The following is a 26,352-nucleotide window of genomic DNA, read 5'->3' as shown; positions in this document are numbered from 1 at the left end:
CATTTGGTCTATTTTTTATCTGAATTATATTCAAAAATTCTCTATCTTATCTAATATTACATAAAGAAAACTAACATATCTATTAAAAATACCGGTATTAAACAAGCCACGGACCACAACAGATATCCGAAAAATGATGGCATTTTTATTCCATTTTCTTCAGCAATGGAACGCACCATTAAATTTGGTGCATTTCCAATATAGGTATTGGCTCCCATAAATACAGCTCCGCAAGATACTGCCATAAGCATCTTTTGAGCTATTATTCCAAGAGTTGTGTCTATCCCCACCTTGGCACCTAAAGTGCTGGCAGCTGTCATAAACACAAGATATGTCGGCGTATTATCAAGAAAGCTTGAAAGAGCTCCCGTTATCCAAAACAGTTCTGCCGGTTTGTCAAGTCCCAGAGCAGCTCCATGAGATTTTAAAATAAGCAAAGCCGGAATCATGGTAATAAATATTCCCACAAATAATATGGCTACTTCCTCAATAGCTCCCCAGGTAAAGTTGTTTGCCTCTCTTATTTCTTTCTTTGTAGTTTTAAAGGAAAGAAAAGCAACTGTTAAGATAATTGCTATTTCAATAATGGCCGGATAGGTAAATGTCACCTCTCCAAATATATGTATTCCCTTTACTGCTCCCTGGTCATCAATAAAAGCAGGAAGAGACGGAAGTACGCCGCTTAAAATAACTGCTGTAACTATTACTACCAAAAAGATTATGTTATGGGCACCCACAAGGCGGATTGGTTTAAATACCTTTCCCTGTTCATGGGGAGGTTTTATTCCATCCTTCATATCCTTTTTGTACATAATTGAATCTATTACATAGAATATCAATAACAACAAGGCTACATTTGTTGCCCATACCGGGAATAATTCAAGGCTCCAAAAGAAAGGTACACCTCTCATAAATCCCATTAAAAGCGGCGGATCTCCAACCGGGGTAAGACATCCTCCGATATTTGATACTAAAAATATAAAGAATATTATTATGTGCTTTCTTCTTCCCCTCCAACGGTTGGACTTTATCAGGGGACGAATAAGAATCATACTTGAACCGGTAGTTCCTATCCAGCTTGAAAGAGCAGCTCCAAGAAATATAATTAAAGTATTCATCTTGGGATTTCCCTTTAAATCACCCGCCAGTTCAATGTTTCCAGCCACACAAAACAATCCAAACAAGAGCACTATAAAGGTAATATAATCACCAATAATACTTTCCAAAACCTGTTCAATGGCAAGACCTGCTCCGTATTTTATTCCGAATGGAATAATAAACAAAAGACACCAGAAAATAACCACATATTGTTTGTTCTTTTCCCACCATTCACCTGCTATTAAAGAAATTAATGCAAGACTAAGAAGCATTCCTATAAAAGGTACACAACTATAAAGGGGAAGAATGTTTCCCAAATCGGACTCATCAATCTTTTGTGCTGCATAAACATTAACCGGTGAGGTCATAATAAAAACAAGGAATGTAAAAATTCCTAACCATCTTTTTCCTACATTATACATAAGCGCACACCTCAAATCATTTTTTCGATTCTGTAAATCCAGAAATCTATTGAATAACAGGCGGTCCTCTAACGAACTTTTATGGACTTTTTTAGTCGTTTTCGATCGTCTTTTAACTCATTTTTTGAATATAGCACTTTTCCAAATATAAAGCAATCAATGATTTTCACTAATTTATGTCGGTTGCTGTTTTTTTTTTGTTAGGGATTTTGTATTTTTTTAATGAAAGGACATTCTTAATATGTTATACTAACATTATCTGGTGTATATCATTACCCAATAAATAATCGTACAAAAATATAAATTTTAAGAATTACACAATTTGTGTGTTTAATTTTCTTAGAAGTTTTTAAAGGGAGAAAAAAATGACCAAATTAGAACTTCTTTGCATGCTTCGTGCAGATGTTGATAAACTTCCTATCGAGGAATTAGTCAGTGAATACTATGATTTAAGCGAAAAACTGGATACGGAAAGCGCCAATAAAAGCGTTAAGTTTTTCAATCTTGAACATATAGTAAAGATTAGAGAATTGGAAATCAATAGAAATTTTCCGGATAATCTTCCTTCTGACCATGTCCTTAGAAGTATCGATCTTAAGGCGGAATTTCCAATGAAGTTATTCAAGGAATATACCGATACCATTAAGCTTTATCTGGATCAGTTTTTGCCGGGAACAGATTATTATAAAAGTATTATATGGATAGTTTGTGCATATCGTGCATTTATTTTAGAACAGCCTATGCATCCGCAAAAGGTAGTCAGATATGTTATCAAAAAAAGGAAAATTCCTTCCAACAACACTAACAGAATAACTGAAATCAACGAATACTACTGTCCTTCAAGAGAAGAAGGTCAAGACAGCGTATGTAAATTCTGTCCTTGTCACTATTTACCAAATAAATAATGACTTTAATTCATTCATTTAATAATAAAAAAGTTCATGTTACAGACTGATATCTGAGGTAACCCCCAAAAGTCAGACCAAATTTCTAACGATTTAAGGTCGATACAATCCGTAACATGAGCTTTTTTTATTTATTATTTATACTGTCTCCTGCAAGTTTTGCAGCTCCGTAAATTCCTGCGTCATTTTTTATGCTGGCGCATAAAAGCTTTACATTTTTACAGGCATGAAATACATTTTTCTTAAAGGGTTCTTCCAAAAATGTCAATAAAATATCTCCGGCTTTTGATACCCCACCCCCTAATATTATTGCCTGGGGATTGGTTATATTGGCCAGATTCGCCATGGCACATCCCAGATATCTGCCAAATTCTTCTCCCACTTTTATGGCTAATTTGTCACCTTCTTTAATGGCATCAAATATTATTTTGGCATTTATAACAGAATCCCTTAAAACTGAAGGCTCATCTGTTGTAGCTAGCATCCTTCTTGCTGTTCTTCCAATACCCTTTGCTGAGGTATATTGTTCAAGACACCCCTTATTTCCACATCCGCAGCTGTCTTCTTCATCATCTTTTACATGAATATGCCCTATTTCGGCACCACTACCATCGGTTCCTATCAAAATCTTTCCTTCATTAATGATACATCCGCCTATTCCGGTACCAATGGTTATAAAAATTATATTGTCAAATTCCTTTCCGCTTCCAAAATGAAATTCTCCGTAGCCTGCAAGATTAGCATCATTCCCACAAAATACAGGGACTCCCAGGCTTTTTTTAGCTTCTTTTTTTAAATTAAAACGCCCCCAACCTAGATTAACAGCCTTATTTATAAATCCATCTTTGGTAACAGGCCCCGGAACTCCCATTCCGGTTGCGATGATATCCTTTTTTGAAATTTTATTTCTTTCAAGACAATCTTCCAATGAGCCGGCTATTTTGGGTATGATATTTCTTCCGCCCCGTGTCTTATCTGTCCGTATTTCCCATCTTTCCAAAAGATTGTAATCTTCGTCAAATAACCCTTGTTTTACCGTGGTTCCCCCTACATCAATGCCAAAATAGTATTTCATCTAACTCCCTCCGTTTAGTTTTTAAAGCTTTGCTGTACTCTTTTGTAAAACTCCTTTGTGGAATTATAACCCATTTTTTTCTGACGATAATTTGCTGCTGCCGTTTCACAAATTACTGCCAGGTTTCTCCCCGGACGAATAGGAATGGACTGACAAAGTATTTTATTTCCAAGATATTCAGAATATTCTTCTTCTGAACCAAGTCTGTCATAGTTATGTCTCTTTTCCCATTCAACAAGTTTTATCTCCATATCAATGTTCTTTGTCTGTTTTATACATTCAACACCAAAGAGCATTTGAACATTTATTATTCCGATTCCTCTTAATTCTATAAAACTTTTGGTTATCTCCGGAGACTTTCCAACCAGTTTATCGTCTGAAATCTTTCTTATTTCAACCACATCATCCGTTACAAGTCTGTGTCCCCTTCTGATTAACTCCAAAGCGGCCTCGCTTTTTCCTACTCCGCTTTCTCCTGTTATTAAAACTCCCACTCCGTAAACATCCACAAGTACACCATGTATTGTTATACAAGGGGCAAGCCTCTCTCCCAGAAATCTTATTACTTCTGCCATAAGTTCTGAAGTTCCCCTTTTTGACTGCAAAATAGGAATTTTAAATTCTGTAGCTTTTTCGATTACCGGATCACAGGGTTTTAAGCCTCTGGCAAATACCAGACATGGAATTCCCTGTTCAAAAAGTCTTATATAGGTTTCAAGTCTTTCCGGTTGAGTAAGATGTGAAAGGTATGAAAATTCAACATTTCCAATAATTTGTAATCTATTGGCATCAAAATGTCCAAAATAACCTGTAAGCTGTAAAGCTGTTCTGTTTACCTCTGCTTCCTGGATTTTAACTTCTGTAAGATCCAGCTCCGGTGTAAGATTTACAAGTTTTAATTTATCTGCTATCTCTTTAAGTAAAATTGTCGTATTCGCCATTGTTTTCCCCCTTATCTTCATTTTTTCCAATATAATACACACTTACTAACATTTCTCAATTGTTCTCTATTTTGTTTCGGAAAAATTCATATACAGCTTTTGCACTTTTTGCATCCATGGAATCAGTTGCCTCTATTTCCTCTAAAGATGCCTTTGCTATTTCATCTGTAGACTTAAAATGCCTGAGTAAGGCCTTTCTTCTGGTAGGTCCTATACCTTTTATATCGTCAAGAATGGAATGAACCTGTTCTTTACTTCTAAGAAAACGATGATATTCTATAGCAAATCTGTGTGCCTCATCCTGAATTCTTGTAATTAATTTAAAAGCTTCTGTATTTTTTTCCAAAGGGATTTCCTCGTTTTTAAAAAGAAGTCCTCTGGTATTATGATGATCGTCCTTTACCATTCCACAAACGGGAATGTCCATTTTTAAATCCTCTAATACTTTTAAAGCCACATTAACCTGACCTTTTCCACCATCCATCATTATAAGATCCGGGAATCTGGTAAAACTTCCAACTTCCTTGCCAAGCTTCTTTTCTTCAAGCTCTTTCATTTCCTCAATACCATGACTGAATCTTCGATTTAAGACTTCCTCCATACTGGCATAATCATCATTAGTAACATTTTGAATTTTAAACCTTCTATAGTCATTTTTCATGGGCTTTCCGTTTTCAAAAACTACCATGGAAGCTACAGTTTCAAAACCGCTGATATGGGAAATATCAAAGGCTTCCACTCTTTTTATGCCCTCTAAGGAAAGTCTTGATGCTATATCTTTCATTGCACCTATGGTTCTTCCTTCTTCTCTTTTTATTCTTTCTTTGTCATTATAAAGAACCATTTTGGCATTTTCTTGGGCAAGGCTTACCAGTTTTTCCTTCATTCCTTTTTTTGGTACCTTTATGTATACCTTGGATTTTCTGCGGTTTTCCAACCATTTTTCTATTACTTCCCTGTCCTCGATTTCATATTGCAGTATCAATTCCTTTGGAATATAAGGAGTTCCGGAGTAAAACTGTTTTACAAAAGTATTCAGAATTGTTTCCTTTCCTTCATCGGCATTTATTTTCACAAAAAAATGTTCTCTTCCAATGACCTTTCCGGATCTTATGAAAAACACCTGAACCACTGCATCTCTGTCATCACATGCCATTGCCACCACATCCTTATCATCCAAATCCTGATTGCTTATTCTTTGTTTTTGGGCAATGAATTTTACGCTGTTTAAAAGTTCCTTGTATTCCATTGCCTTTTCAAATTCAAGGCGTTCTGAAGCTTCATACATTTTTTCCTCAAGACTTTTTATAATCTCTCCATGTTCACCGTTTAAGAAATCCAAAGCTTTTTCTATCTTTTTAGCGTATTCTTCCTTGGAAATCCTTCCTATGCAGGGAGCGTCACATTGTCCTATATGATAGTTGAGACAAGGTCTACTTTTTCCTATGTCCTTTGGAAGGGACTTATTACAACTTCTGATTTTATATAATTTCCGGATAAGTTCAATGGTATCCTTCACAGCTGCCGCACTGGTGTAAGGGCCGTAATATTTACTGCCGTCTTTTTTCATTTTTCTGGATAAAACTACCAAAGGAAAGTCGTCTTTGACAGTCACCTTTATGTAGGGATAAGTCTTATCGTCCTTTAACATGGTGTTATATTTTGGACGGTGTTCCTTTATAAGGTTACATTCTAAAACAAGAGCTTCCAGTTCGGAATCAGTGACAATGTATTCAAATCTTTTGATTTTTGATACCATCTGCTCTATTTTAGGGCTTTTTTTGTATCCCTTTTGAAAGTATTGATGTACCCTGTTTGTAAGGTTTACAGCTTTTCCAACATAGATAATAGCATCCTTTGAATCATGCATAATATAAACTCCCGGTTTTGAAGGAAGCTTTTTTAACTCCAATTCTATATTAAACATATTTAACCATCTCTTCTTATTACTCTTTAGTTTAACAGCCTTCCTGATAAATCAGGACTCTTATCCTGACCGAAAGACACTATTATTAACATCAGATTTATCCTTTTATTTTGGGGATACACTATATAATTATACCATTTTCAAGGCTTTTATTCCATAAAAAAACCTATATTCTTACTGATAACCTAATAAAAAATGCAGGTAAGACTATCACTTAACCTGCATTTTTTATTATTCATTATTATCTTTTGTATTTTCTAAAGAAGCATCTTTGTCAGAGTCTTCTACAAGAACTTCCACAAAATCTTTTGTTATAACAACCTCCGGATTTTCAAAAGTCTTTTCCTTTTTTTCAACCTTTACAGCCTCATCTTTTATGATGTGTATAGGTTCAAGCTTTTTAAATCCCAGATTTGTTTCTTCCGAATCAGTCTTTTCATCTGAAGGAGCATCTTCTTTTTTAAGGTCTACTACTTCTTCCCCTCTAAGCCCCCTGAAAATCTTCATAAACTCTGCTCCGGTGATTGTTTCTTTTTCAAAAAGGAATTTGGCAATCTCATCTAAAATGTCGCGATTTTCTTCAAGCATCTTTTTAGCTTTTTCATAACAATTTTTAAGCAATGCCATTACTTCTTCATCTATCAAAGCTGCTGTTCTTTCTCCACAATTTAAAACCGGTCTTCCGTCAAGATATCTTGATTCAATAGACTCTAAAGTAATCTGTCCAAAACGCTCTGACATACCGTATTGAGTAATCATGGCTCTGGCCGTCTTTGTTGCATTTTCAAAGTCATTTGAAGCACCGGTTGTAATTGTATCAAAGACAATTTCCTCGGCAGCTCTTCCACCCATATAGGTAACAATTCTGCTTATTAATTCGTCCTTTGACATAAGATATTTTTCTTCTTCCGGTACCTGCATTACATATCCTAAAGCCCCCATGGTTCTAGGTACAATTGTAATTTTTTGTACAGGCTCTGCATCTTTTTGAAGAGCTGTAACCAAGGCATGTCCCACCTCGTGGTATGCAACGATTCTTTTTTCTTCTTTTCCAAGAATACGGTCTTTCTTTTCTTTTCCGGCTATTACAACTTCCACAGATTCAAATAAGTCTTCCTGGGAAACCACACTTCTTCCATTTTTAACAGCATTTAAAGCCGCTTCATTAATCATATTTGCAAGGTCTGAACCTACGGCACCAGAGGTTGCCAATGCTATGGCTTCCAAATCAACGCTGTCATCCATTAATACATCTTTGGAATGAACTTTTAAAGTTTCAATCCTTCCTTTAAGATCCGGTTTGTCTACAATTATTCTTCTGTCAAAACGACCCGGACGAAGAAGGGCTTTATCAAGAACCTCCGGTCTGTTGGTGGCCGCCAGTATAAGAAGTCCCTTTGAAGTATCAAATCCGTCCATTTCCGCAAGAAGCTGGTTTAATGTCTGCTCACGCTCATCATTTCCACCGCTTCCGTAACGACTGTCACGGCTTTTACCAATAGCATCAATCTCATCTATAAAGATAATACAAGGCGCTGCCTTTTGAGCTTCCTTAAACAAATCTCTTACCCTTGATGCACCTACACCTACGAACATCTCCACAAAATCCGAACCTGCAAGGGAGAAAAACGGCACCTTGGCCTCTCCTGCAACTGCCTTTGCAAGAAGGGTTTTTCCTGTTCCCGGAGGTCCTACCAATAAGGCTCCTTTAGGAAGCTTTGCTCCGATTCGGGTATATTTTCCCGGATTATGTAGGAAATCCACAACCTCCTGAAGAGATTCTTTAGCTTCATCCTGTCCGGCAACATCTTTAAAGGTAACACCTGTCTCTTTTTGTACATATACTTTGGCATTGCTTTTTCCAACGCCCATCATTCCATTTCCACCCTGCATACGCCTCATGAGATATCCCAAAAGAACCCAGATAAGTACAACAGGAAGAATAATACTTAATATGTTGTAAATAAGTGCTGCACTGTTATCAGGCACCTTTCCGGTTATTTCAACTCCGGCCTTTTTTAATATCCCGATAAGATCCGGGTCATTAATAAGACCTGTATAGTAGTTCATCTCCACAAGAGTGTTGGATGATTTTACCGGTGTAATATTAATCTGACTGCTCTCTATTGTTACGCTTTCAACTTCACCTTTTTCAACCATTTCCAAGAATTTGGTGTATGAAATCTCCTGGCTTGACATGTCTGTCATTCTATTCATAAAGAACGTCACTATAAGAAGAGAAATCAGTCCCAAAATCACCAGCATCATTATCATCTGGCCGTTTTGAGAATTCTTTCCGTTTTTGTTTCCATCGTTCCCTGCCATTTATTAACCTCCTTAAATACCTGATTGGTACATTTTCCTATTGTTACAGATAGTCAATTCTAATTATAATTTTTATGTATTCATAAATCAACATTTTACACATGAACTTTTTTTGACCAATTTATAAAAAATTTATAAATTTTAGAATTATTTGCCCATTATTTCTTTATTATTTTTTTGAAAAAAAAACTAGAATTATTCCGATAATTAGAGTATACTGTTTTGGTTATATCTATGTAACATTTTAATGTCTTAAAAAATCAGCAATTTCTAAAAGAAGATATAAAGCTTACATTATATTAGGAGGATTATTCTATGGCTGTAAAATATGTATTTGTCACTGGCGGAGTTGTGTCAGGATTAGGAAAAGGAATCACTGCAGCTTCTCTTGGCCGTCTGTTAAAAGCCAGAGGCTACAGAGTAACTATGCAGAAATTTGATCCATATATAAATATTGACCCGGGTACCATGAACCCGATCCAACACGGTGAAGTTTTCGTTACTGATGACGGTGCCGAAACCGACCTTGACCTTGGTCACTATGAGCGTTTCATTGACGAAAGTCTTAATAAAAACTCAAATGTTACCACCGGGAAAATCTACTGGTCAGTTCTTCAAAAGGAACGCCGTGGAGATTTTGGCGGAGGAACAGTACAGGTTATCCCTCACATCACCAACGAAATTAAAAGCCGTTTTTACAGGGACTATTCCTCAGATGATGTAAGCATTGCCATCATAGAAGTAGGAGGAACCGTAGGTGATATGGAAAGCCAGCCTTTCCTTGAAGCCATCAGACAATTCCAGCATGATGTAGGACACGACAATGCCATCCTTATTCATGTAACACTTATTCCATATTTAAAAGCATCAGGAGAGATGAAAACAAAGCCTACCCAGGCTAGCGTAAAAGAACTCCAGGGAATGGGTATCCAGCCTGATATTATTGTTTGTCGTACAGAGCATCCTCTTGATGATTCTATTAAAGATAAAATTTCTCTGTTTTGTAATATTCCAAGCTCAAATGTATTACAAAATCTTGATGTTGAATATCTTTACGAGGCACCTCTTGCCATGGAAAAAGAGCATCTGGCTCAGGTTGCCTGTGAATGTTTAAAACTTGATTGTCCTAAGCCTGACCTTGAAGAATGGACAGCCATGGTAAATCAGCTTAGAAATCCAGTAAAGGATGTAAAGATTGCCCTTGTTGGAAAATACATCTCATTACACGATGCCTATATTAGTGTTGTGGAAGCCCTTAAACACGGAGGTATCTCCTCAGCTTCCACCGTTAGCATAAAATGGGTTGATTCAGAAACTGTCACACCTGAAAATGTCAAAGAAATTTTAGGTGATGTAAGCGGAATCCTGGTTCCTGGAGGTTTTGGAAGCCGTGGTATCGAAGGAAAGATTACTGCTATACAATATGCCCGTGAAAACAATGTTCCGTTTTTGGGACTCTGCCTTGGAATGCAGCTTGCCATAGTAGAATTTGCAAGAAATGTTGTAGGCTATAAGGATGCCCAAAGTATTGAGCTTGCTCCAAATACTACCCATCCTGTAATTTCCCTTATGCCGGAACAGGAGGATATCGAAAATATTGGTGGAACTTTAAGACTTGGTTCTTATCCTTGTAATCTTAAAGAGGGCACAAAAGCTTACGAAGCTTATGGAGAAAAAACTATTCATGAACGCCATCGTCACCGTTACGAGGTTAATAATGACTACAGAAAAGCTCTTACAGATGCAGGTATGACTCTTTCAGGTATTTCACCGGACGGACGAATCGTTGAAATGATTGAAATCACACAACATCCTTGGTTTGTAGCCACACAGGCTCATCCGGAATTAAAATCCCGTCCAAACAGACCGCATCCGTTATTTAAAGGATTTGTTCAAGCTTCCATTAATTATATGGAAAATAAATAAGAATTAAATAAGCCAGGGAAAATAATTCCCTGGCTATCTTTATGTAAAATTTTATAGCACTTTATTTAAGAAATCTATGGTTCTTGGATTTTTAGGATTTGATAAAAGTTCTTCCGGACTTCCCTCTTCTAAAATGTAACCGCCATCTAAGAAAAGTACCCTGTCTGATACTTCTCTGGCAAATCCCATTTCATGGGTTACAACCACCATGGTCATTCCCTTTTTGGCAAGCTCCTTCATAACATTTAAAACTTCTCCTACCATTTCCGGGTCAAGGGCACTGGTTGGCTCATCAAAAAGCATAATATCCGGATTCATGGCAAGGGCTCTGGCAATAGCTACACGCTGTTTTTGACCACCGGAAAGCTGTGCCGGATGAACATTTGCCTTTTGCTCAAGTCCCACCATTTTCAATAATTCTATGGCTTTTTTATCAGCCTCCTCCTTGCTCATAAGTTTAAGCTCTACAGGAGCAAGGGTTATGTTTTTCTTTACCGTAAGATGAGGGAAAAGATTAAAATGCTGAAATACCATTCCAATATTTTCCCTGACCTTATTTATATTAGTTCCTGAGGCAGTGATATCATTTCCGTTTACCAGTATCTGACCTGCAGTTATTTCCTCTAATCGGTTCATACATCTAAGGAAGGTACTTTTTCCTGAGCCTGAAGGGCCTATAAGACATACCACTTCACCTTTTTTAATTTCAAGATCCATTCCCTTAAGAACTTCAAGACTGCCAAAGGATTTTTTCAGTCCCTTTATTTTAATTGCTGTTTCGCTACTAACCTGCATATGATACTCTCCTTTCAAGGCGTTTTGCGATTGCTGAAAGAATCGTTATTACTATAAGATACATAACACCCACAATAACCCACATAAGTGCAGTTTCATAGGTTCTTGCTATAATTATCTGACCTGTCTTTACCAGTTCCGGAAAACCTATAACAGAAAGAATAGATGTATCTTTTAAGGTAATTATATATTGGTTAATAATAGAAGGCACCATGGTTTTTATGGCCTGAGGCATAACAACCTTGCTCATGGCTTTCCTGTAAGGCAGTCCCAGACTTCTTGCGGCCTCCATCTGTCCCTTATCAACAGACTGAATACCTGCTCTTATGATTTCTGCCATGTAGGCTCCGGCATTTAAACTTAAGGCTATCATACCGGCTACCAAAGCGCTCAGTTTTACACCGGTAATTCCCGGGATACCGAAATAAGTAAAAAATCCCAATACAATAAGTGGTACACCTCTTGCAATATCAATATAGATATATGCTATTGCATGAAGAAATTTTATCCTTGAAACATTAAATAATCCAAAGATCAGACCAATTACTGTTGCAAAGAAAAGTGATAAAAAGGTTAGCTCCAGGGTTCGTCCCATGGCAATCAGTAACACTAGATAATTTTCCTGTAATAAGCTCAAAATTTTCATCTTATTATTTAGGTATGACCCTCATAGGGGAAATTACCGTTTCTCCTTTCTTTTTTTTGAAATATTTGTAAAAACCGCTTATACTATAAAACCGCATGCAGTACTTTCGCATGCGGTTAAATATCTGAGAATAAATACATTTAACCCTTATGAGGTCATTTTAATCTATTTCTTAGTGTATTTATCAACAATTTCATCAAATTTTCCGTTGGCTTTTATGTTAGCAAGTCCTTCGTTGAACATCTTAAGAAGTTCAGCATTTTCACCCTTGCTTACAGCAAATCCATAATCACTTCCTGCTTCTCTGTAGTCTGTAATCTTAATATTAAGTCCCTGCTGTACAGCATAAGCCATAACCGGATAATCTTCAAAGCATGCTACTGAATTTCCAACTTGTACATCCTGATACATATTGGAAGAATCAGCAAACTCTGTTGTAGTAAATCCATATTCATCTTTAATTGAATTAGCGAAGTCAGCTCCGTTTGTACCTGTCTTAATAGCTACATTTTTACCTTTAAGGTCTTCATATTTTGTAATATCCGAATCCTCGGCTACAGCCATACATACATCTGCACTGTAATAGGAATCCGAGAAATCAAATTTATTTTTTCTTTCTTCTGTAATACTCATTCCGGCAATTACACCATCAGCCTGTCCAACTTCTACTGCAAGTAAAGCTGCATCAAATCCAACTGCATTTACTTCATATTCAAATCCCTGATCTTTTGCAACTGCTTCAAGGATGTCCATGTCTATTCCAACATAATCTCCGTCTGCGTTCTGGAATTCAAAAGGTGCAAAAGTTGTATCTGTTGCGATAGTGTAAACCTTCGAACCATCCTTTGTATCTGTTTCATTGGTGGAAGTTGTTTCTTCTTTGTTTGCCTTAGTGGATGTATCTTTTTTGGATGAATCCTGTGCACCACATCCCAAAGCCGAAACTGCTAATACAGCTGCCATTGCTATTGCCAAAAATCTTTTTTTCATCTGTTTTTGTCCTCCCTGTCTAATACATTTTTACCGGTCTGATTTTAATGATAGAAACAAAATTAAATCTTTTTATCCCACAGACCTTCAAATTAGTAATATGAATATTGTGAAGTAAAAAAATTCACAATTTTTAGCTGTATATTTTTTCAGAAAAAATCAATGTTTTGTTTATATTCTCTTTACAGCTTTAATAAATATATCATAATTATACAAAACGGTCAATTACTCATAAGCCAGAAAGATATTTCAAGATAAATTCTTTCCCCCCAGTCCTCCAGATCAATCTGGGCAATTTCCCTTATTTTCTCCATTCTGTTGATAAATGTACTTCTGTGAATAAACAAAGCTGCAGCGGCGGCGGCGGCATTATATTTTTTATCGAAGTACATTTTTAAAGTATCATAGTATCCACTGTTGGATTTTTTATCATGTTCCTTTAAAATTTCCAATTTAGGAGAAACCACAAACTCTTTTGCAAGTCTGCTGGTTCCAAATTTCATAAAATAATCTAGAGCGTAAGTTTCATATTTGTAATACCAAAACATTTCGTCTTCTTCAAAGCCGATATCAAAAGCCCCGACTGCCTGTTCATATAGTGATTTTAAACTGGTAAAGTCATTATAAACCCGGCTGATTCCGGCTTTTAAAAGTCCTTCCCTTAAAACTAGGGCTATTTCACTGTAAAACTCCGTACTCAAAGCCTTTTTACAGATATTGCAATTAATAAGCCATACCACTCCGTTTAAATGTTTTAATGCGCAAGAACCTTTACATTTCTTCTCTAATTCACTGCAAAGATATCTGGCGTGAAGGGTATTGCCTTCAGGAGTCATAAATCTTAAATTTATAACCATATAAGGGTCGTCTCTTCTCCAGCCGATTTCATTTAAAACTCTTTCCGTGGAATCAAATACCACATAACCGGATTCCAGATATTTACTAACCAGAGAACGAAGGTCATTATATTCCCTTACATAGAAATAAAATCCATTCATTATATTAAAAATTCTCTGGGTGCACTGTCCTAAATAGCGCAAAACAAATCTATCCGTATAATTAAAGGGGCGCTTTTCATTAGACATAATCACTCGTCCGGTAAATTTACCTTGTTTCCATATGTTGTAACACAACAAATCCACACTGGTGGCATAACTGAAAATATCCATTTTCTTTTCGGCTCTTGTAAACTCCGGATCAGTTATAAGTTCATTTACTTCATTATATGGAACTTTTGTATGAGGATCCTTTTCATCTTCGTCATTAAAGTGTGCTCGTGAATAAATATCATTTACCGCCACATAAGTAAATTCCGAGTCCACAATTACAAAAGGATTATCCAGATATTCTGACGAAGCCTCTAAAAGCTGGCGCAATCCCTTGTTTTCATGAATAATATTTTCCGTCTCCACATACCAGCGGTCAAAGTGTTCATATATATCCAACACTTTGTTGAATATGATACGGGCATCTACCTTATCTCCCCCCCTTATTGTAAAAATGTCTTTCCCGTATTTTTTCATAATCTCATCATCTATCTCCCCGATAAAAATCAGTGCACCGCTATGTTTTAAAATTTCCTTTTCTTCCTGCACTGATTCACTATCTGCAATTAAAAGATTACTATCTGAATAATTTTTGGAATTAAAATATCTCGGTGGCTTATAAATCCGATCCGAAAATTCCATAATATTTCTGCATTCAAATTCGTCTTTTAATTTTTCATAGATAATTCCCAAACTTAAATCCATTTTTATTCTCCATTTTATAAACCATAAAACAACACACTACACATTGTATATTTTGGCAATACAAAAGTCAATTATTTCAATGGTTTACGATATAAAAAAAACAACATATAATACTACTTGAGAGTATTTGGTAACTCTTTCATCATATTTTTTATCTAACCATATTTATACATATGGTGTGCAAAAGAATCGACCCCTGGTATTTACGTACCGATTTTTTTGCTTTTAATTTAACCCCCCTATGGATGAACTTACGGAAAGTTCATCCTTTTTCTTTCTAAAATTTTTGCTTTTCCATTTCACCCACTTATCACATTTAATTCAGACATTCTTTTTTTTACTTCCATTTACATCACAAAAAGGGTATGTACAATAAGTCAAAAGTTACTTTTAAACAAAACCCCTCTTTCATAAACAGTTTGAAATATTGCTTTATGAAATAACAGTATTACCGGAGGTAGAAATTATGGCAGATTTGGTTTTTAACAGATATGAAAAAAAATACAAAATAAGCCTATGTCAATACAAGGCTTTATTGGAAGATTTAGATAAATATATGGTTCCTGATAAATTTGGCAAATACACAGTATGTAACTTATATTATGATACAGACAATTTCGATTTAATAAGAAATTCCCTGGAAAAGCCGGTTTATAAGGAAAAATTAAGACTTAGAAGCTATAAAACCATCAATAATACTGATAATGTATTTCTTGAAATAAAGAAAAAATACAAAAAAGTTGTTAATAAAAGAAGAATTGTTCTTCCCTACAAAGATGCCTGTTCCTATTTAAGTCAGGGGGGCAGACCTGAGAATGTATCACCTCAGATTTTAAAGGAAATAGATTATTTTCTAAACAGATTTGACAAACTTGAAGCAAAAACATTTCTGGCATATGACAGACTAGCATTTGCAGGAAAAGAAGATTCAAAGTTTAGAGTAACCTTTGATTCAAATATCCGTTTTAGAAATTATGACCTTTGTCTTGATAAAGGGGATTATGGAAAAACTATCCTTAAAAACGAGGAAAAATTAATGGAAATCAAAATAAACCAAAGTATACCTTTGTGGTTTGTGCAACTTCTTAATGAATATGAAATTTATCCCACTTCCTTTTCAAAATACGGAAGAGTTTATCAGGATTATTTATTCTATGATTCCTTTAACAGATATTCTGACAAAGAAAATACTCTTACAGCTTAAGGAATAAGATATAGGTAATAAGCCTGGGGCTTGTTCATATATTTTATTAATATACATAATAAGAAAAATACGCATCCGGTCGAAAAAATACTCTTTAATCTGATAATAGGAGGAATATGATGTTTGATTCAATCTTATCAACTACTTTTAATATAAATATTACTTTAATTTGTCTGGCATGTGCCCTGGCATACGGCCTTATAATATCATTAACCTACATTTTCACAGGAAAATATACAAAAAATTTCGTTAATACTTTGGTGGTACTGCCTATAATTGTCTGTGTGGTAGTGACTTTAGTAAACGGAAATCTTGGAACCTCAGTAGCGATTCTTGGAGCCTTCAGCCTTATTCGCTTCAGAAGTCTTCAGGGAAATTCCAGAGATATAGCCTATATATTTTTTGCCATGGCTTCTGGTCTTACAGCTAGCATGGGCTATGTAGCCTTCGGTTTTGTATTTGTACTTTTTGTAGCTGCAGTTTACTTCATACTTTATTTTATCCGTTTTGGAAATGCCAAAACCCTTTATAACGAGCTGAGAATTACAATCCCGGAAAATCTTGATTATAGTAATATTTTCGATGATGTATTTGAAAAGTATTTAAAAAGCAGTAATTTAACCAGAGTAAAAACCACAAATTTGGGTAGTATGTATGAATTATATTACGATATTGCCCTTAATGATTTAAGTAAAACAAAAGAATTTATTGATGAAATCCGCTGTAGAAACGGAAATCTCACCGTAATATGCGGTAAAAAGGATTTCGATATCAGAGAAGAACTCTAATTCTTCCTGTTTTATTAAAAAGCCTACCCATATACCCTATTTTTTACAAATCTTTATAAGAGAAACCCTGAAAATACTTTCGGGGTGTTTCTACTTTATAAATGTTTTTTTGAAAATTTATGGCAAACTTGATAAAATAATTATATTTTTGGGGGCATGTTTATTCTTTTTAGGAGATATTTTCCGATAAAAGATATGTATAATTATTTGTATAAGTAAAAATCTTCCTTTATATGTCTTTAAATAAATATTAGCTGGGCTAATTAATTCTACAGGAGTGAAGTTTATGATAAGTATAAGTTTGTGTATGATTGTTAAAAATGAAGAAATAAACCTGAAACGCTGCCTTGATAGCCTTTATGGGCTTTGCGAGGAAATTATTATCGTAGATACCGGTTCTACAGATAAAACAAAAGAAATTGCAAAAAATTACACAGAAAAAATCTATGATTTTGACTGGTGTGATGACTTTAGCGCTGCCAGAAATTTCGCATTTTCCAAGGCAACTATGGATTATATTTATTCCGCTGATGCTGATGAGGTTTTAGATGAAATAAACCAAAAAAAATTCCTTGATTTAAAGAAGGTTTTACTTAAAGAAATTGACATTGTTCAAATGTCCTATAAAATATCCGAAGATTTTAATACTACCCAGAATTTCAATTCTGAACTTCGTCCTAAACTTTTTAAAAGGCTTCGCACCTTTACCTGGATAGACGAAATCCATGAAACCGTTCGACTTGAACCCCTGGTTTTTAACAGTGATATAGAAATTTTGCATCTGCCCTCCGGTCTTCATTCAAGGCGGGATATTGGTATTTTTATTAATTTATGTAAAAAAAATAAAAGGCTTTCCCCAAGGCTTTTGTCCATGTTTTCCAGGGAACTTTTAATATCTGCCGGTACTGAGGAATTGTTTGAAGTTGCCCCTTATTTTATAGAAATGATTAATGATACAGGCAGAGGGGAAGATGAAATTATGCAATGTGCCTGTATTTTAAGCAGATATTTCAGGCTAAAAAATGATATTTCAAACTTTTTTAAATATGCCCTAAAAAGCATAACAGCTAATGGCTGTTCCGAGGTTTGTTATGAACTGGGAGAATATTTTTTCTCCATTAATGATTATAATGAAGCCGCCATCTGGTTTTATAATGCTGTATATGAAACCAAAGCCATACTAAACGCATTAACTGGTGGAAAAGCGGGACTTTTGGGACTTTCTAAATGCTATGAAGCCTTAAATAACGAAGACTTATCCGACTTTTATAAAAATGAGGCAGATATGTGGAGCCCGCCTAAAGATGACTATTCTTAAAAATAAATAACGCCTGTCATAAAAAACATTTTTTCATTTTATGAAAATTTTGCCGGGGATTTGGTATAGGCAAAATCCCTACCCAAATCCCCGGGCTTTTTTAGTGTAATTGTTTATAAAGATTTCCCATTTCTATTGCAGTGCAAGCACACTCATATCCCTTATTTCCAGCCTTTGTACCAGCTCTTTCTATAGCCTGTTCGATATTATCTGTGGTAAGTACCCCGAAAATAACCGGAACCCCGCTGGACATTCCTGCGGAGGCAATTCCTTTAGATACTTCAGATGCCACAAAGGTATAATGGTCTGTGCTTCCCTTAATTACTGCTCCAAGGCAGATTACGGCATCATATTTTTTTGTATCTGCAAGTTTTTTAGCAAGTATCGGTATCTCAAAAGCTCCTGGAACCCAGTAGAGTTCCATGTCATCAGGCTCCATTCCATGTCTTAAAAGTCCGTCCTCACAGCCGGAAATCAGTTTTGAAACTATAAATTCATTAAATCTTGCTGCAATTACTGCTACTTTTAATCCCTTTGCAATTAAATTTCCTTCAAATGTTTTCATTTTTATTATCGCTCCTTTAAATTATTCTTTAGAAGCTTCTCCTTCCTTTTTATTATAATTTCTACTGATATTGTGTCATATGCTCCATCTTTTTTTGTTTGGTTAAAAGATAAAAAGCATCAATTTTATTCATTGGCATCTGGATAGGAACTCTTTCTACTATTTCTATTCCATATCCGCTAAGTCCGGTGATTTTAGTAGGATTATTGGTTAATAATCTTAATTTTTGCACCCCTAAATCTCTTAAAATCTGAGCACCGATTCCATAATTTCTTAAATCCGGAGCAAATCCCAGCATTTCATTGGCCTGTACTGTGTCATAGCCTTTTTCCTGTAATTCATAGGCTTTTAACTTATTAATAAGTCCGATTCCTCTGCCTTCCTGTCTCATATAAACCATTACTCCCCGGCCTTCTTTTGCAATAGCCTTCATTGCAGCTTCATATTGCTCGCCGCAGTCACAGCGAAGGGAGCCTAATGTATCCCCGGTAAGGCACTCTGAATGTACTCTGCAAAGAACAGGTTTTCCATCGGAAATATCCCCCATGGTAAGGACCACATGATGCTCTCCATTTACTTTATTAATATAACCACGAATGGTAAAATCACCATATTTTGTAGGTAGGGTGGTCTTTGCGGCACACTTAACAAGGCTTTCTTTTTTAAGACGATATTCAATTAAATCTGCTATGGTAATAATGCTTAAACCGTGCTTTTTTGCAAAGGCAATAAGCTTAGTTGTTCTCATCATTTCTCCATCATCATCCATTATTTCACAACAAAGTCCGCTTTCTTTTAACCCAGCCAGTCTGCAAAGATCCACTGTGGCTTCAGTATGGCCGTTTCTTACTAAAATTCCACCCTCTTTAGCTCTTAAAGGAAACATGTGCCCCGGTTGTCTAAAGTCCTTTGGACTCACATTTTCATCAATGGTCATTCTGGCTGTAAGGCCTCTTTCCACAGCTGATATACCTGTAGTGGTATCAATATAGTCTATTGAAACCGTAAATGCTGTTTCGTGATTATCGGTATTATTTTTTACCATTTGGCCTAATTCCAATCTGTCAATCAGCTTGCCACTCATTGGCATGCAAATCAGTCCTCTTCCGTACTTTGCCATGAAATTTACATTTTCTGTTGTGGCAAATTGTGATGCACAAATCAAATCTCCTTCATTTTCCCTGTCAGGATCATCAATTACCATAATTATTTTGCCCTTTTTCATGTCCTCTAAGGCTTCTTCAACAGTGTTAAAATTATTCATTTTTCTCTTTCTGATTATAAATACTAAACCAGAATCCTCCTTTCCTTTTATAAAAAACCGTTTTCCAAAAGAAAACTTTCGCTTAATGTGCTTTTACTTTCTCTTTCATCATCATTTTTTAAATTAATAAGTCTTTCCACATATTTTCCTAAAATATCATTTTCTATATTTATTAAGCTTCCCCTTTTTTTCTCACCCAAAACTGTTTGAGAAAGAGTGTGAGGAATAATGGAAACCTTGAAACTGTCATCTAATACTTTGGCAACGGTAAGGCTAATCCCGTCTAAGGTTACGCTTCCCTTTTCAACAATGTATTTAAGAACTTTCTTTTCACATCCAATTTCAAACCAGACGGCGTTTTTATCTTCTTTTATGGATAATATATTTCCGGTGGAATCAATATGTCCCGAAACAATATGTCCTCCAAATCTGCCATTTAAAGGCATTGCCCTTTCAAGATTTACCTTATCTCCAACAGACAACTGACCTAAAGAACTTTTTTGTAAGGTTTCAGGCATTACATCTGCTTCAAAATAATCATTTCCCATATTTACAACCGTAAGACAGATGCCGTTTACAGCAATGCTGTCGCCTATTTTACTTCCTTCAAGCACCAGCTTTGCCCCGATTCTTATGGTGTAATCCTCCCCCGTTGATGTTTTTTTAAGATAAGTTCCCATTTCTTCAACAATTCCTGTAAACATTTCTATTCCTTTCTTTTTACCCTTCCGCTGATAAAAATATCTCCATCAAATTCTTTTCTTTCCGTGTCGGATAAAACAAGAGCCCGGGACATTTTTTCAATGCCACTTCCTCCTATTGGCCCTGCTGCCTTTCTGCCACCTATAATTTTGGGTGCAATGTAGGCATAAACCCTGTCCACAAGATTTCCTTCCAAAAGGCTGGCGTGTATCATAGCTCCCCCTTCCACCAAAACCGAATCGATACCTGTTTGTCCTATTTCAGTAAAAAGTTCCTTTAAATCTATACCATTTTTTGTTTTTCCAACCTTTATAAGCTCTATACCTGATTCTTTAAGAAGATTTGCTTTTTCTTCATTTTCATTGCAATAAGCAATAATTGTGGGAATATCTTTTGCACTTTTAACAATATTTGTATAGGGAGATATTTTTAAACTGCTGTCACAAATTATCCTTACCGGGTCAACTCCCTTTTCAATGCGGCAGTTTAACATGGGATCATCAGCAATTACCGTATTTATTCCCACTAAAATCGAAGAATATTTTTTTCTTAACTTATGCACATGCTCCCTTGATTTTTCATTACTTATCCACTTGGAATCACCACTTTTTGTAGATATTTTTCCATCCAGAGTCATAGCATACTTTAATGCTATAAAGGGCTGCTTTTCTTTGATATAATGCATAAATATTTCATTTATTTTGTCACATTCATCTTTTAAAACCCCGGTTTCTACACTTATCCCATGATTTTTCAGGATTTTAATTCCCCCTCCCGAAACTTTGGGATTTGGATCATCACTGCCTACATAAACTTTTTTAATCCCGGCCCGAATAATAGCATCTGTGCAAGGAGGCTGTTTTCCATAATGACAACAAGGCTCCAAAGTAACATACATTTCAGCTCCCTCAGGGTCTTCCAGGCAGTTTTTTAAAGCATTTCTTTCTGCATGTTCCCTACCGTATTTTTCATGATAACCTTGTGCTATTATCTTTCCATCCTTAACAATAACCGCCCCCACCAAGGGATTGGGAGATGTGTGGCCTTCCCCCAAAAGAGCCAGCTCTAAAGCTTTTTTCATATATTTTTCATCCAATTAATCTATCCTCCTATACAAAAATAAGCCTCCGTTTTTTACGGGGGCTTAAAATGATATTTTATACATATTCACAAAAAGAAACCTGTTGTTTCTTCTTCATGAACAAACAACAGGTAATTTACAAATCTGCCATTCTTCTCTCATCCAGACTATACTGTCGGCTTTGGAATTTCACCAAATCGGTATCTGATAAAATCAGACATTCGCGGGCTATAACCGCCGGTAGGGAATCGCACCCTGCCCCGAAGAAAATATAAATAATTTATTAAGTTGTTATTACTCTAACACAAAAAAATTTATTTGTAAACCATAAATTTGTGCATTTTTTCATAAATAAGATTTTTTCCATGACATTTCCTCTAAAAAAATGTCTGTTTTTACAGGAATTTTAGTTAACGGTTTGACTTTTACTTTCTCTAATATTATCATTCATTTTCATTACCCTTGTAAAAGCCGGAACAATTTGAGCAGCGACTACACATTTACACATATCCAAAGGAATAAATGCCAAAAAGCCGGCTGTTATAGCCAAAGTCCAGTTTTCATAGCCTGAACCCGGATAAAAATGAAGATATAACATTCCTATTATATCAATAAAAATTGCTCCAAAAACTGCTGAAAGTGTATATCTGATACGATTGTAGCTTTTTCCCTTTATAAGCGGAATCAAAGCTGCTGTTAAAATGTAAACTATGGTATATCCGCCCCAAGGCTGTAAGAGGTATGCAAGTCCGGCCTTTCCCCCGATAAAAACAGGTACACCGCAAATTCCAAGAAGCATCCAGACTGCAACTATCATCACAGACTGCTCTATAGGAAACAGCAGTGCAATAAGAATTATCATAAAGTTTTGCATGGTGATATGTGGGGCTCCCGGAAATGGCAAAGGTATGCTTAAATAAGCTGAAACTGCCAAAACAGCGGCAAACATTGCCATAATGACCAATGACTGAGTTGATATTTTTTTCTTTTCCATAATAAATTTTTTTCCTCCAGAATTATTGGATTATGCATAATCATTTTCTAATATTACCATAGCAAATATAAATATTATTGTCAACCTATTTGTTATCTTTTAGTTAACATATCAGTTAACATTTTAATTTGGACATTAAGGGAGCCCCTTAACTAAGGTGTCGACTTCCTTACTTAAGGGGCTTATGAAAAGAAAACTTACTAACCAATTTTAATTATACTATTTCTATTTCTTCTTGACAATATCAAATGTCTTTTTTATTGTTCCCTTTAATCCTCTTCTTCCGGTTATGGTAACTGTAGCTTTACCAACCTTTACATTGTTTGAATATTTAACAGTATAGTTATAAGAGGAGATTCTTCTTGAACCTACTTTAATAATAACTGAAGGTTTCAAGGCTTTTCCGGTATAGGTTTTTTTAGAATATGAAAGTGATACTTTTGTATCTTTAATATTTCTGGCGGAAACATTATAGCTTAATGTAAAAGCTCCCTTATAACCACTTCTACCATATATACTAACTGTATGTTTTCCTGTCCTTGAAGAAGAATCATAAATTACTGTATAATCAAGTCCCTCTACAAGACCTTTAGTATTTCTAACCTCCGGCGCAAAGCTTCTACCACTGAAAGTATAGCTTGTTTTTACAAGAGAAAATCCTGTTTTAGAAATATTCTTTTGTGTTATGGCAACAAAACTGATTCCATTGTTATTAGCAAATTTTTGTACTGTTGAACCGGAAAATCCATATAAGGTAAATCCCGGAACATCGTAAAATGCCGCGTTATCAAAACTTACTGTTCTGCTATAAATATATACTTTATTAAGACCTGTACAGTTACCAAATGCATGATAATTAATATATTGTACTCCTGTACCAATTTTTACTGTATACAGTGATTTGATATTGTTAAATGCTCCACTTCCTATTGTCAATACAGAATTTGGAATAACAAGGCTTGTCAGTGAAGTATTTTCAAAAGCATAAGCTTCTATTTTATTTAAGCTACTTCCAAATTTTACATAACTAAGATTTAAACAATCAGCAAATGCATAGCTTCCAATAGTGTTACAGTTTTTATTAAAAGTTACTCCACTAAGATTTGTTTTGTAAAAAGCGCCATCTTCCACAGATACAACTTTTGAAGGTAAAGCCAGCTTTCCGGTAAGGGCAGTATATTGAAATGCTCTGGTATCAATTTTGGTAAGCTTACTTCCACCTGCAAATTTTAATGTAGTTAAAGATGTATCATCTTTAAATGCCTCATATCCGATAACGGTACATGAAGCCGGTATAGTAATGCCAGTTAAGCTTGGGCATTCTTCAAATGCATTGCTGTCAATCGAAGTAATTCTTTTTCCAAGGGTTACTTTCTTTAAGTTTTTACAATTGTAAAAACATGCATATGAAACTGCTGACAACTTTGCAGGAAGATTTATAGAAACAAGACTGTTACAATATGCAAATACATAGCCTCCCATTTCCGTAAGTTTGCTTCCACTTTGAAAACTAATGTTTTTTAAGGCTGTACACTCTCTAAATGCATTTCCGTCAATTTTTGAAAGTCTTGCAGGAAATGTAACTGTTTTAAGAGCTGTGCAATTATAAAAAGCGTTTGTTCCAATATATGTTAATTTGCTTCCTTTTGCAAAAACAAGACTTCTTAAGGATCTGTCATTTACAAATGCACCATCTTCAATTTTAGTACATTTGGCAGGAATGGTTACTCCTGTTAAATTTCCATTTCCACGAAAAGCATATGCTTCAATAGATGTAACAGATGCTCCCAAAGTCAGTTTTGTAAGGTTTGTACAGCCATCAAATGCACAGTATGGAATTGATTTAACTTTCTTTCCAATAACTACTTTTGTTAAATTTATACATCCATCAAAGCAACTGGTATCTAAAGAAACAACGCTATTTGGAATAGATATTGAAAGAATATTTACACAATATCTAAATGCACCGCTACCTATGGTCTTAAGTCTGCTTCCTGAATTAAAGGTTACAGTAATAAGATTTGGACAATTATTAAAAGCATTATCACCAATAGCTGTAATATTTTTAGGAATTCTAACTGATACAAGATTAGAAAAGTCTTTAAAAGCACCACTTCCTATTTTTGTAATACCACTTCCTATGGAAATAGATGTAATATTATCCTTTCGAGAATACCATGGAACACCACCAGACCACCAATAATCAGGTATTGCACCTTTTCCTGAAAGAACCAGTGTACTTCCACTTACCTTCCAGGATACATTGGTACCCGATATTTTAGAAGCCTTAGCAGATATAACTTCCTCTTCTTCATTAGAAATAATAATATCATTAACGACTGAGGTTTCGTTATCCAAATCAGCTTCTTTTTCTTTATCCTTATCCTCATCTTCATCCTGGCTGACAGGATTTACATCTTCATCATAAATCTCTGTTTCTTTTTTATCTTCAACATTTTCCTCATCTTGTGTAGAAGGCACTTCTTTTGCAGGAGTGACATCTGTATCCTCAGTAGAATCCGTATCTTCAACTTCTACCACGGCCACATCGTCACTGCCTTCTTTAATGTCAGAATCAGAATCAGTTTTATTTGCTTCGTCATTTAATAATTCATATTCATCTGACTCTGTAACTTCCGAAGCTTTTGTCTCTTCATTTTCATTTTCCGACAACACTTCATTTGTACAATCCACAGATGCTGCCAATACTGCTGTAGCAGGCTGTGAAACCATCATGGACACTGCAAGTGCCATAACCATAAATTGTTTCATTTTTTTCATTTTTCCACCTCTTATCCCTGTTTTTGTTATTTACATGTTATTCTGAAAAAAAAGTTTTTTACCCGACAATTATAAGGTTTTTTACGAATTTTATCAACATGAAAAAAGGGAATCAACTATTAAAGCGGATTCCCCGATATTTTTTATTAATAATTTTTAAATGTATCTGCCACACAAATCCTTTATGGAAGCGTCAGTAGTTCCCTGGCCTACAGCAGAGAATTTCCATTCACCGTTATGTTTATAAAGTTCTCCAAAAATCATTGCAGTCATGTTTGAATAATCATCTGTTAGATTGTATTTGCACATTTCATTATTATTTCTGGCATCAACAAGTCTTATAAAAGCATTTTGAATCATACCAAAGTGCTGGTCTTTTTTCTGTGCCTTATAAATATTAACGACTATAACTATTCTGTCGTATTCTGCTGGTATTTTTGAAAGTTCCACAACTATTTGTTCATCATCGCCTTCACCGGCTCCTGTAAGGTTATCACCAAGATGTACCACTGCCCCCGACTTATGTTTAAGATTTCCATAATAAACAAGGTCGTGTCCCTGAGTCATTTTACCGTTTTGCAATAAGATTGCAGACGCATCACAATCTATTGTTTCATTCTTTTTGAAAAACAAGCCCTTATGGGTTGTAGTTGCCGCATCCCAGCCTAATCCAACTATTACCTTGGACAAACCTGGATGATCTTTTGACAGACTTATTTTTTGTCCCTTTTGTAAACTAACTGCCATCTTAAATTTCCTCCTGAATTACCGCATTTTTTAGTATAAAGATATAAAGATCCTTCTTGACACTCCCCACACTAAAGTCAGAGGATTCTCACCATCGCCATTTTATA

Annotated in this window: 21 protein-coding genes and 1 riboswitch; of the genes, 5 read left to right on the top strand and 16 right to left on the bottom strand. The window is 35.3% G+C overall.

The genetic code is table 11. The features are described from left to right. Positions 1 to 56: 56 nt before the first annotated feature. On the bottom strand, positions 57 to 1,520 hold the full coding sequence (locus BM153_RS06670; RefSeq protein ID WP_092872005.1) for a sodium:proton antiporter: 1,464 nt from the start codon (positions 1,518 to 1,520) through the stop codon (positions 57 to 59). Between the two features lie 365 nt (positions 1,521 to 1,885). Between BM153_RS06670 and BM153_RS06665 the strand changes: the two genes are divergently transcribed. After that, positions 1,886 to 2,425, top strand: a complete 540-nt coding sequence (locus tag BM153_RS06665) for a DUF2115 family protein (protein ID WP_092872003.1) — start codon at positions 1,886 to 1,888, stop codon at positions 2,423 to 2,425. A 127-nt stretch (positions 2,426 to 2,552) separates the two neighbouring features. Here BM153_RS06665 and BM153_RS06660 read toward each other — a convergent pair whose 3' ends face one another. The 4 genes from BM153_RS06660 to ftsH all read right to left on the bottom strand — a co-directional run bounded on the left by BM153_RS06660 (position 2,553) and on the right by ftsH (position 8,693). Next, a complete protein-coding gene (locus BM153_RS06660) occupies positions 2,553 to 3,500 on the bottom strand; it encodes an ROK family glucokinase (protein WP_092872000.1) in 948 nt (315 codons plus the stop codon). Positions 3,501 to 3,514: 14 nt separating this feature from the next. Continuing rightward, positions 3,515 to 4,441 (bottom strand): HPr(Ser) kinase/phosphatase, encoded by a 927-nt coding sequence (hprK, locus tag BM153_RS06655; RefSeq protein ID WP_092871998.1) that lies wholly within the window; start codon positions 4,439 to 4,441, stop codon positions 3,515 to 3,517. 55 nt (positions 4,442 to 4,496) lie between these two features. After that, a complete protein-coding gene (gene uvrC, locus BM153_RS06650) occupies positions 4,497 to 6,368 on the bottom strand; it encodes an excinuclease ABC subunit UvrC (RefSeq protein WP_092871996.1) in 1,872 nt (623 codons plus the stop codon). Positions 6,369 to 6,599: 231 nt separating this feature from the next. Next, the gene (gene ftsH, locus BM153_RS06645; protein WP_092871994.1) at positions 6,600 to 8,693 is read right to left on the bottom strand and encodes an ATP-dependent zinc metalloprotease FtsH; all 2,094 of its coding nucleotides are present in this window, start codon (positions 8,691 to 8,693) and stop codon (positions 6,600 to 6,602) included. Positions 8,694 to 9,008: 315 nt separating this feature from the next. Between ftsH and BM153_RS06640 the strand changes: the two genes are divergently transcribed. Then, complete coding sequence (locus BM153_RS06640; RefSeq protein ID WP_092871992.1) at positions 9,009 to 10,619, top strand: CTP synthase; 1,611 nt, start codon at positions 9,009 to 9,011, stop codon at positions 10,617 to 10,619. Positions 10,620 to 10,670: 51 nt separating this feature from the next. Here the strand turns inward: BM153_RS06640 and BM153_RS06635 are convergent, their stop codons facing one another. The 4 genes from BM153_RS06635 to BM153_RS06620 form a co-directional block, all read right to left on the bottom strand. Beyond that, positions 10,671 to 11,414, bottom strand: a complete 744-nt coding sequence (locus BM153_RS06635) for an amino acid ABC transporter ATP-binding protein (RefSeq protein WP_092871990.1) — start codon at positions 11,412 to 11,414, stop codon at positions 10,671 to 10,673. Further along, entirely contained in the window at positions 11,404 to 12,060 is a 657-nt protein-coding gene (locus BM153_RS06630; RefSeq protein ID WP_092871988.1) for an amino acid ABC transporter permease, read from the bottom strand. The genes BM153_RS06635 and BM153_RS06630 overlap by 11 nt, the downstream gene beginning before the upstream one ends. 165 nt (positions 12,061 to 12,225) lie before the next feature. Beyond that, a complete protein-coding gene (locus BM153_RS06625) occupies positions 12,226 to 13,050 on the bottom strand; it encodes a transporter substrate-binding domain-containing protein (protein ID WP_092871986.1) in 825 nt (274 codons plus the stop codon). 221 nt (positions 13,051 to 13,271) lie between these two features. Further along, a complete protein-coding gene (locus tag BM153_RS06620) occupies positions 13,272 to 14,801 on the bottom strand; it encodes a PucR family transcriptional regulator (protein ID WP_092871984.1) in 1,530 nt (509 codons plus the stop codon). Positions 14,802 to 15,267: 466 nt separating this feature from the next. Between BM153_RS06620 and BM153_RS06615 the strand changes: the two genes are divergently transcribed. From BM153_RS06615 to BM153_RS06605, 3 genes are all read left to right on the top strand, one after another. Further along, positions 15,268 to 16,005 (top strand): polyphosphate polymerase domain-containing protein, encoded by a 738-nt coding sequence (locus tag BM153_RS06615; RefSeq protein ID WP_092871982.1) that lies wholly within the window; start codon positions 15,268 to 15,270, stop codon positions 16,003 to 16,005. A gap of 119 nt (positions 16,006 to 16,124) precedes the next feature. Further along, positions 16,125 to 16,793: a DUF4956 domain-containing protein gene (locus tag BM153_RS06610; protein WP_092871980.1), complete on the top strand. Its 669-nt coding sequence runs from the start codon at positions 16,125 to 16,127 to the stop codon at positions 16,791 to 16,793. A gap of 286 nt (positions 16,794 to 17,079) precedes the next feature. Beyond that, positions 17,080 to 18,111 (top strand): glycosyltransferase family 2 protein, encoded by a 1,032-nt coding sequence (locus BM153_RS06605; RefSeq protein ID WP_092871978.1) that lies wholly within the window; start codon positions 17,080 to 17,082, stop codon positions 18,109 to 18,111. 100 nt (positions 18,112 to 18,211) lie between these two features. Here the strand turns inward: BM153_RS06605 and ribH are convergent, their stop codons facing one another. From ribH to BM153_RS06570, 7 genes are all read right to left on the bottom strand, one after another. Then, positions 18,212 to 18,676 (bottom strand): 6,7-dimethyl-8-ribityllumazine synthase, encoded by a 465-nt coding sequence (gene ribH / locus BM153_RS06600; protein WP_092871976.1) that lies wholly within the window; start codon positions 18,674 to 18,676, stop codon positions 18,212 to 18,214. A 61-nt stretch (positions 18,677 to 18,737) separates the two neighbouring features. After that, entirely contained in the window at positions 18,738 to 19,940 is a 1,203-nt protein-coding gene (locus tag BM153_RS06595; RefSeq protein WP_092871974.1) for a bifunctional 3,4-dihydroxy-2-butanone-4-phosphate synthase/GTP cyclohydrolase II, read from the bottom strand. Between the two features lie 47 nt (positions 19,941 to 19,987). Further along, positions 19,988 to 20,644 carry a riboflavin synthase gene (locus BM153_RS06590; RefSeq protein ID WP_092871972.1) on the bottom strand — a complete coding sequence of 219 codons (657 nt, stop codon included), beginning with the start codon at positions 20,642 to 20,644 and terminating at the stop codon, positions 19,988 to 19,990. Between the two features lie 2 nt (positions 20,645 to 20,646). Continuing rightward, positions 20,647 to 21,738 carry a bifunctional diaminohydroxyphosphoribosylaminopyrimidine deaminase/5-amino-6-(5-phosphoribosylamino)uracil reductase RibD gene (gene ribD / locus BM153_RS06585; protein ID WP_330392035.1) on the bottom strand — a complete coding sequence of 364 codons (1,092 nt, stop codon included), beginning with the start codon at positions 21,736 to 21,738 and terminating at the stop codon, positions 20,647 to 20,649. A 131-nt stretch (positions 21,739 to 21,869) separates the two neighbouring features. Then, positions 21,870 to 21,995, bottom strand: a riboswitch (FMN riboswitch). A gap of 134 nt (positions 21,996 to 22,129) precedes the next feature. Then, complete coding sequence (locus tag BM153_RS06580) at positions 22,130 to 22,717, bottom strand: biotin transporter BioY (protein WP_242949087.1); 588 nt, start codon at positions 22,715 to 22,717, stop codon at positions 22,130 to 22,132. 225 nt (positions 22,718 to 22,942) lie between these two features. Further along, on the bottom strand, positions 22,943 to 25,498 hold the full coding sequence (locus BM153_RS06575; RefSeq protein WP_092871970.1) for a leucine-rich repeat protein: 2,556 nt from the start codon (positions 25,496 to 25,498) through the stop codon (positions 22,943 to 22,945). A 156-nt stretch (positions 25,499 to 25,654) separates the two neighbouring features. Then, on the bottom strand, positions 25,655 to 26,245 hold the full coding sequence (locus BM153_RS06570; protein WP_092871968.1) for a TerD family protein: 591 nt from the start codon (positions 26,243 to 26,245) through the stop codon (positions 25,655 to 25,657). Positions 26,246 to 26,352: the final 107 nt, after the last annotated feature.

The sequence above is a fragment of the Acetitomaculum ruminis DSM 5522 genome, from assembly GCF_900112085.1.
In the GTDB taxonomy this organism is placed as follows: Bacteria; Bacillota; Clostridia; order Lachnospirales; family Lachnospiraceae; genus Acetitomaculum; species Acetitomaculum ruminis.
The sequence above is the reverse complement of the archived record's forward strand: the minus strand, read 5'-3'. Positions and strand labels throughout refer to the sequence as shown.

Coding starts and splice junctions, on each gene's coding strand:
- hprK (WP_092871998.1), bottom strand. CDS start 4,441: ATGGCGAATACGACAATTTTACTTAAAGAGATAGCAGATAAATTAAAA.
- BM153_RS06630 (WP_092871988.1), bottom strand. CDS start 12,060: ATGAAAATTTTGAGCTTATTACAGGAAAATTATCTAGTGTTACTGATT.
- BM153_RS06625 (WP_092871986.1), bottom strand. CDS start 13,050: ATGAAAAAAAGATTTTTGGCAATAGCAATGGCAGCTGTATTAGCAGTT.
- BM153_RS06640 (WP_092871992.1), top strand. CDS start 9,009: ATGGCTGTAAAATATGTATTTGTCACTGGCGGAGTTGTGTCAGGATTA.
- uvrC (WP_092871996.1), bottom strand. CDS start 6,368: ATGTTTAATATAGAATTGGAGTTAAAAAAGCTTCCTTCAAAACCGGGA.
- BM153_RS06605 (WP_092871978.1), top strand. CDS start 17,080: ATGATAAGTATAAGTTTGTGTATGATTGTTAAAAATGAAGAAATAAAC.
- BM153_RS06610 (WP_092871980.1), top strand. CDS start 16,125: ATGTTTGATTCAATCTTATCAACTACTTTTAATATAAATATTACTTTA.
- BM153_RS06660 (WP_092872000.1), bottom strand. CDS start 3,500: ATGAAATACTATTTTGGCATTGATGTAGGGGGAACCACGGTAAAACAA.
- BM153_RS06595 (WP_092871974.1), bottom strand. CDS start 19,940: ATGAATAATTTTAACACTGTTGAAGAAGCCTTAGAGGACATGAAAAAG.
- BM153_RS06670 (WP_092872005.1), bottom strand. CDS start 1,520: ATGTATAATGTAGGAAAAAGATGGTTAGGAATTTTTACATTCCTTGTT.
- BM153_RS06620 (WP_092871984.1), bottom strand. CDS start 14,801: ATGGATTTAAGTTTGGGAATTATCTATGAAAAATTAAAAGACGAATTT.
- BM153_RS06590 (WP_092871972.1), bottom strand. CDS start 20,644: ATGTTTACAGGAATTGTTGAAGAAATGGGAACTTATCTTAAAAAAACA.
- BM153_RS06570 (WP_092871968.1), bottom strand. CDS start 26,245: ATGGCAGTTAGTTTACAAAAGGGACAAAAAATAAGTCTGTCAAAAGAT.
- BM153_RS06635 (WP_092871990.1), bottom strand. CDS start 11,414: ATGCAGGTTAGTAGCGAAACAGCAATTAAAATAAAGGGACTGAAAAAA.
- ftsH (WP_092871994.1), bottom strand. CDS start 8,693: ATGGCAGGGAACGATGGAAACAAAAACGGAAAGAATTCTCAAAACGGC.
- BM153_RS06580 (WP_242949087.1), bottom strand. CDS start 22,717: ATGGAAAAGAAAAAAATATCAACTCAGTCATTGGTCATTATGGCAATG.
- BM153_RS06575 (WP_092871970.1), bottom strand. CDS start 25,498: ATGAAAAAAATGAAACAATTTATGGTTATGGCACTTGCAGTGTCCATG.
- BM153_RS06665 (WP_092872003.1), top strand. CDS start 1,886: ATGACCAAATTAGAACTTCTTTGCATGCTTCGTGCAGATGTTGATAAA.
- ribH (WP_092871976.1), bottom strand. CDS start 18,676: ATGAAAACATTTGAAGGAAATTTAATTGCAAAGGGATTAAAAGTAGCA.
- BM153_RS06615 (WP_092871982.1), top strand. CDS start 15,268: ATGGCAGATTTGGTTTTTAACAGATATGAAAAAAAATACAAAATAAGC.